Annotated in this window: 8 protein-coding genes; all 8 read right to left on the reverse strand. The window is 69.4% G+C overall.

The genetic code is table 11. The features are described from left to right. Positions 1 to 43 precede the first annotated feature (43 nt). The gene (locus BFF77_RS23820) at positions 44 to 712 is read right to left on the reverse strand and encodes an OmpA family protein (protein ID WP_066953238.1); all 669 of its coding nucleotides are present in this window, start codon (positions 710 to 712) and stop codon (positions 44 to 46) included. After that, the gene (locus BFF77_RS23825) at positions 712 to 1,308 is read right to left on the reverse strand and encodes a hypothetical protein (protein WP_066953240.1); all 597 of its coding nucleotides are present in this window, start codon (positions 1,306 to 1,308) and stop codon (positions 712 to 714) included. Before BFF77_RS23825 ends, BFF77_RS23820 begins: the two co-directional genes overlap by 1 nt. Before the next feature lie 29 nt (positions 1,309 to 1,337). Then, positions 1,338 to 1,997, reverse strand: a complete 660-nt coding sequence (locus tag BFF77_RS23830; protein WP_079125432.1) for a pilus assembly protein TadG-related protein — start codon at positions 1,995 to 1,997, stop codon at positions 1,338 to 1,340. Further along, positions 1,994 to 2,236, reverse strand: coding sequence for a hypothetical protein (locus tag BFF77_RS23835; RefSeq protein ID WP_066953242.1), 243 nt, complete (start codon positions 2,234 to 2,236; stop codon positions 1,994 to 1,996). The genes BFF77_RS23830 and BFF77_RS23835 overlap by 4 nt, the downstream gene beginning before the upstream one ends. A gap of 224 nt (positions 2,237 to 2,460) precedes the next feature. Then, positions 2,461 to 3,543 carry a response regulator transcription factor gene (locus BFF77_RS23840; protein WP_066953244.1) on the reverse strand — a complete coding sequence of 361 codons (1,083 nt, stop codon included), beginning with the start codon at positions 3,541 to 3,543 and terminating at the stop codon, positions 2,461 to 2,463. Positions 3,544 to 3,617: 74 nt separating this feature from the next. Then, positions 3,618 to 4,928, reverse strand: a complete 1,311-nt coding sequence (locus BFF77_RS23845) for a sensor histidine kinase (protein WP_107422232.1) — start codon at positions 4,926 to 4,928, stop codon at positions 3,618 to 3,620. A gap of 136 nt (positions 4,929 to 5,064) precedes the next feature. Next, a complete protein-coding gene (locus BFF77_RS23850; RefSeq protein ID WP_066953248.1) occupies positions 5,065 to 5,955 on the reverse strand; it encodes a DUF5936 domain-containing protein in 891 nt (296 codons plus the stop codon). Positions 5,956 to 5,972: 17 nt separating this feature from the next. After that, positions 5,973 to 6,654, reverse strand: a 682-nt coding sequence (locus BFF77_RS23855) for a type II secretion system F family protein (protein ID WP_066953250.1), incomplete at its 5' end; no start/stop codon positions are given.

Consider the following 6,654-nt stretch of genomic DNA (forward strand, 5'->3'; position numbering starts at 1 on the left):
GGCCCGGATGCGCGTACGCGTGCCTGCGCGTACGCCCGTGGCGTCAGCTCTGCGAACCGCCGTTCTCCCCGCGCGGGAAGGAGACCTCCACGCGGCGGTTCTTCTTGCGGCCCTCCTCGGTGCTGTTGTCGGCGATCGGGTACTGCTCGCCGTAGCCCCGGATCTCATAGGTGATCCCGGCCGACGCCAGCTCCCTGTCCAGCACGCCGTGCACGGCCTCGGCCCGCTGCTTGGAGAGCACATCGCCGTGCGCGGCCGAGCCGAGGTCGTCGGTGAAGCCGAAGACCCGGACCTTCGACGCGCCCTGCTTCTTGATCTCGTCGGCGATGGCGGCGATACGGGAGTTCGCGGCCGACGACAGCTTGGCGCTGTCCTTGCCGAAGAGGACCTCGGCCTGGAGCGCGAACTTCACGGTCTCGTTGGTGTCCTCACGACGCTCCTCACCGCCCTCGGACTCGACCACCGAGATGATGTCCAGCACCTTGGCCGGAGCGAGCGTGGCACCGCTGCGGAGCTTGAGACCGGACGCGTTGCCGTCCACCTCGGGTGGCGGCGAGGTCGACTCCGTGCCCGGCGGGGTACTGGGAGTCTCGTCGGCGCGCGCGCCGGCGGCCATGGTGAACTGCACACTGGTGAAGAGCACGGCGGCGGCGACAGCCGTGACCGCCGGGCGCCTGGAGCCCCTGCGTACGCGGGAGGTCGTGGCACCCATCAGGAGATCTCAATCGTGGCGGTGGGCATCAGCGGGAGCTGGATGTCGACCTGGGTCGTGGAGTCCGGAGGCGCCGGGAACTGGGCGAAGACGGCGACCTTCTCGTCGGGCTTGACCGCCACGACGCCGGTGGTGGTCAGCGGATAGCCGTCCGTGTCGCGCAGCACGTAGTACCGCTTCTTCTCCGCCTTGTCCACGAGTGTGAAGCCCGCGAACGACCTGCCCGTGCGCTGTACCTGGGTTTCCTTGCCGTTCCACGCGACCGGCGCGTACTCCTGCTTGGAGCTCGTGTTCGTGAGCGTGCCGGTCACGGTGAGAAAGCCGCCCTCGTCGCGCTTGGCCGAGTGAAAGGCGATCTCCAGCCCGTTCCCGTTGCTCATGGTCGCCAGCACCTGGCTCGCGTCCGGCGTCTCGCCACCGGCGCCGTCGTCGTTCGGCGTCCCGGCGCTCGGTTCGGCGGACGTGGAACTCCCGCCGTTCTCCTTGGCATCGTCCCCCCCACCACTGCCGCAGGCCGTCAGTGAGACGGTCAGCGCCGTGGCCGCGAGGGCCACCGCCGCAGCTCTGCGCGCCTTCGCTCCGTGCCACATACTCATGAGTGCCATTCCTTTGCGTTCGCTCGCGGTCAGTCCTGGGCCAGTCGGACGGAGAATAGATCGGCCATGTCCGGGAGAAGGTCAAGTTGCTCCGGATCGATGTCCCAGATCAGGCCGCCGTCGCAGGCGAGCGTGCCCGGTGACGCCGGCTCCGCGTCGTCCGGGTTCTCCGGCTCGTCCCCGTCCGCAGGGGGCGGCGGCTCGTCCTCGGCGGGCGTGAAGCCGCACCGGGGTTCGACGATCGCCGTGGCCCGGGCCTCGGCGTATTCGTCCTCGGTTCCCGGCAGGACGCTGTCGCCCATCGGCTCCTGGCTGCGAGCGCCGACCCTGAAGCCCCAACGGCCGTCGCTCAGCTGCTGGCATTCCCCCGGCAGCACGTCGGCGCCGTTCTGATCGGCGAACCGGGCCGCCGCCTGGCAGCCGTTCCCGGTGCCGACCGGCTGGCCGTTGAAGACGTCATCCAGGAATTCGGGGTCCAGCAGACCCCCCAGCAGACCGTCACGGAAGAGATCACGTGACTCCTGGGCCGCCGCCAGAGCGGCGGCGTCCGCCGCCGCCTGGGCGTCATTGCGTGTCGCACCGGCCTGACCGACCGCGAAGAACGCGAGCGCGAGAAAGAGCAGGCCCGCCACCATCGTGATGTAGATGGGAGCGGCCTGCCCTGACTCACTGGACGTACGGTGTGTCACTCCCCGCCGCCACCGAGGATGTTCCCGACCTGCTCGGTCAGGCCATCGGCGATGGTCGTCGCCACGTCCGTGCCGACGATGGCCGCGATGATCAGCGCCACCAGCACGATCACACCCACGTACTCGACGGCGCCCTGACCCTTGTCGCGACGGGCCTTCATCGCCGTGACGGCCGTGTTCGCCCAGGTACCGACGTAGACCTTGGTCGCGGCGGCGGCCTTCAGCGTGATGTTCGACATGGTGTTCTCCTCCGGTGTCGGCCGGCCGTCCACCGGCCGACTCGTACGAGTCTTTGATGTCGTTCGCGCTTCCGGCTTCCTCCTGGCCGGTGCGGCTGGCGACATGAGAAAAGTACGCCGGGGAAGTCCCCTCCGCCATGGGCCTCAGGGCCCAACCGCGGGCCCAATACGGGGATTGGGCCCCGCCGTCCGGTGTCATCGCGGCCCCGGGAACGCCTGTGCGCTCAGCCATGACCGTCCGGCCTTCCCCGGGTGATCCCGTGCCAGAGGGCGATGGCCTCACCGCGGCTGCCCGCGTTCAGCTTGGCGAAGATGCGGTTGATGTGGTTCTTCACGGTCTTCTGGCTGATGAAGCAGGCGGCGGCGATCTGCTGATTGGTCATGCCCGACGCGATCAGATCCATGATCTCCACCTCCCGCTGGCTCAGTTCGGAGTACAGGCCCTCAGGGAGCCCGGCCGGCTGCCCCGGAGAAGAATGTCCCACATTCCCTTGCGAAAGCAAAGACCCTGAAGGAGATTGTTGCGGATTCAACCCTTGGTCAACATGCCCCGTCTGGGGCCGGGTTGCCGGGAACGGCGGAAGCTGGTCCGTCGGCATCACATGTGCAGATGCAGATGGTTGAACCGGTAGCGCGGGCAGATAGCCGGAGCCCGTGAACGCCGTCCCCAGGCCCTCCGGCAGACGCGCCGGCCCGCCGTCGGGTCCCGCGCCGTTGCGCACCGTCGCCAGCAGGGCGCTGGACGCCGAGTAGGTGAAGTGGGCGCGGCCCTGCTTGATGTCCCGTACCGCGTGGACCAGTTGGTCGGCCGTGAACTCGCCGTGGACGAGATAGCCGCCCGCGCCCAGCCTCAGCGCCTCGTGGACGATCTCGCTCTCGCGGCTGTACGTCATCATCAGGACCGGTGCCAGCCGTACCAGATGCGGGAGCGCGGAGATCCCGTCGACACCCGGCATCCGTACGTCCAGCAGGATCACATCGGGACGGTGCTGTACGGCCTTCTCGTAGGCCTGGCGGCCGTCCGAGGCCTCCGCGACGACCTCGATGTCGTCACGTCCGGAGAGCAGGACGGTGAGACCCGCCCGTACCACCGGGTTGTCGTCGGCGACCACGACACGCATCGACGGCGCGGCAGGCAACGTCGGGGGAAAGTCGGGGAGTTGTCCGGATGCCGCGGGCGGCCCGGCGGTGGGGACTCCCGCGGTGTGTTCCGAGCTGAGCGGTGTGGCGTGCGAGGACGTGTGCTGGGACACATGGGACTGCTGTGTCCAGTGCTGCCCGGAGGTTCTGGAGATGTCGTCCGGCATGGCTGCGGCCTCCTCTCAAGGTGTGGGGACGGTGGATGGGACGGGATCGGTGCGGGTGGACGGGCCCTTCGGTGTCAGTTCGGTTGTGGTGCCGGGACGGGGACGGGCGCGGGTCGGCCGGCCCACTGGTCCTCATGGGCGGGCCGCAGTGCCGTGAGCGGCAGTTCCAGGCGTACCTCCGTGCCCTTCGAGGCACGGCCCTTTCCGATCCGGATCCGTGCCCCGATGGACGCCGCCCGCTCGACCATGCCGACGAGGCCGAAGTGGCCCGCCCGGCGCAGGTCGTTGAGGGTCGTACCGGGCGGCAGACCGTGTCCGTCGTCGTACACGCTGATCCGCAGAAGATCGTGGACGACGCCGGCCGAGACATTCACATAGGTCGGGTTCGCGTGACGGTGCGCGTTCTCCATCGCCTCACCGGCGATCGTCAGGGCATGCCGGGCGACGGCGTGCGGAACGGGCGGTACGGGCATCTCGCCGATCCGTCCGAAGGTCGCCTCGACGCTGTGGCGGCGGGCGAAGTCCTCGGTGCGGGTGCGCAGTTCGGTCAGCACGTCGACGCCACCGTCCAGTCCCGACTCCCGCCGCAGATCGGAGAGCAGTTCCCGGGACTCGGCGGCGGCGCGCCGGGCGGAGCGCGCCACCAGCTCCGCCTGGTGCTTGACGGTGAGGGGATCCATCCGGTCCGCCGAGTGCGCCAGACCGTCGGCCGCCAGGGCCAGACCGTGGAGCGTCTTGGCGACCGAGTCATGCATCTCCCGGGCCAGCCGCGCCCGTTCCTCCTCGACGGCGCCGTGCACCGCGAGCCGGGCGCGGGCCTCGGTCAGCGCATGGCTGGCGGTGCCGAAGCCCAGCATCAGACCGCGCAGCGTACTGCCGACGGCGCCCGCGATCACGCAGAGGCCCGGCAGGAGAAGGGCGTTGAAGCCCGCTTCCGCCTCGCTGTTGACGGCGTACACGGCGGCCACGATCAGCGACTGGAGTACGGCGAACAGCGCGGCGCCGCGCCAGCCGTAGACCAGTCCGGCCAGCAGCGGCGTGCAGATGGTCACATACGCGAGAGTCGAATCCGGTGACGCCGTCGCCAGCAGCAGGGCGCCGAAGGACATGTCCACGGCCAGCAGCAGGGGGTGGCGCAGCAGGAAGGGCCCGAAGCGCTCCCAGTCGCGCAGCAGTACGTAGGAGACCATGAAGGTCACGAGCACGGCCGAGCCCACCAGCCAGGTTCCCAGGCCCGGCGCGGTACGGGCCAGGGCGAAGGGCGCGGCGAGCGCGATCATGGCCAGCCGGAAGCCGAACACCTGACGGCACAGCGCCTGGAGGGCGTTGACCTGGATCGGGAGCGAGGGCACATGACTCGGGGCCGCGGTGGCCGAACGCGGCATCTCATTGGTGTTCCCGCCCGTGAGCGTGAGCGTCTTCTGACCCATGGAGATCACCTCCCTTTCGGACGAGTGCGGTCGGATGTCTGGACGGATGGGCGGACGGCGACGGGGGGACGGCTCCCCGGGGCCTGCCGGACTACCCGGAGAGAATGCTTCCGAAGTCGACGTTGGAGCCGTAGTAGAAGCTCAGCACGATCAGGATCATGGTGGCGGGCAGCATCACCATGGTCACCACGAGCGTGCTCTTCGGTACGGCTTGGGCCGCGCTGCGCCGGGAGTTCTGGGCGTCCGCGCGGCGCATGTCGTTGGCGATCTGGATCAGTGTGTCGACGATGGGGGCACCCAGTTCCTCGCCCTGCTGGAGCGCGGTGACGAACATCGACACCTGCTCCGACGCGTTGCGCTTGCGCAACTGCTCGAAGGCCTCCCGGCGGCTGACGCCCATGTCCATCTGGCGCAGGGTGATGCTGAGTTCGTCAGCCCAGGGGCCGGTGTACTTGTCCGCCACACGCTCCAGCGCCTGGCGGAAGCCGAGCCCGGCCGAGACGACGACGGCGAGTACGTCCAGGAAGTCGGGCAGCGTGCGCTCGATGTCCGACTTGCGCCTGCGGATCGCCACTCGGATGATCACATCGGGCCAGATCAGACCGTACGCCAGGGCGACCAGGGCGACGACCGTCTGTCCCCTGGCCATCAGCGCGAGTGCCGCGAACACGCCCAGGGCACCGTAGACGGCCCTGCGGGCGGCGAAGCGGTCGACGGTCATACCGCCCGGGTTGCCCGCCATGTCCAGCCTGCGGCGCAGGGCCTCGACCCGCTTCGGGCCCATCATGCCGAGCACACTGGGCGCCCAGCGCATACCGAGCCGGTCGATGCCGGATCCCACGGCGGTCGTACGGGTGGCACCGACCTCGAGGGCGAGCGCCAGATCCCCCGGGAGCTTGGCGTCCGCGCGGTACATACGGACGCCGTGGAAGACGCCGTACACGGTGAGCCCCACGGCGATTGCGAGCAGAAGTCCTGTCATCTCTCTCTTCTCCCGCCTCAGACCTGGACCCGGGACAGACGCCCGATCAGGAGATAGCCGACGGCGTACATGGCGAACGCGATGCCCGTGCCCAGCTGGCCCACCACCGAGCCCGTCATCTTGTCCAGCGCGCCGGGTGTGGTGGCGTTGATCATCAGCAGGAAGCCGAGGCCGAGCAGCGGGACCGCGAGCGCGGTGACCTTGACCTGGGACAGCATCGTCGTGACCTCACGACGGGTCTCCTTGCGCTCCTCCAGCGTCTCCGTGAGGTTGCGCAGCGAGGTGACGACCTGGCCGCCGGCGCGGCTGGAGAGGACCAGGGTGGTGACCAGGACGACCAGTTCGCGGGACGGGAGGCGGTCGGCGAGTTCGCCGAGGGCGTCGTCCAGGGAGTGGCCGATGGCGAGCTGGTCGGCGACACGGCGCAGTTCCTCGCCCGCGGGGTCGTCGAGTTCCTCCGCCGCCATCGCCAGTGCCGTACGCATCGCCAGGCCCGCCTGGGTGGCGTTGGCGAGGACGCGGGTCAGTTCGGGGAGCTGGCCGATGAAGGCTTCCGTACGTTTGGTCCGCTGCCAGTTGAGGAAGGCGTTGCCGCCCCAGATACCGATCAGCGCCGCCAGTACGCCGAAGAACGGCGCGAACACCGCGCCGACGACGAAGTACAGGGCGAGCAGGCCGGCCGCCACATAGACGACGTAC

The sequence above is a fragment of the Streptomyces lushanensis genome (genome assembly GCF_001700515.1).
In the GTDB taxonomy this organism is placed as follows: Bacteria; Actinomycetota; Actinomycetes; order Streptomycetales; family Streptomycetaceae; genus Streptomyces; species Streptomyces lushanensis.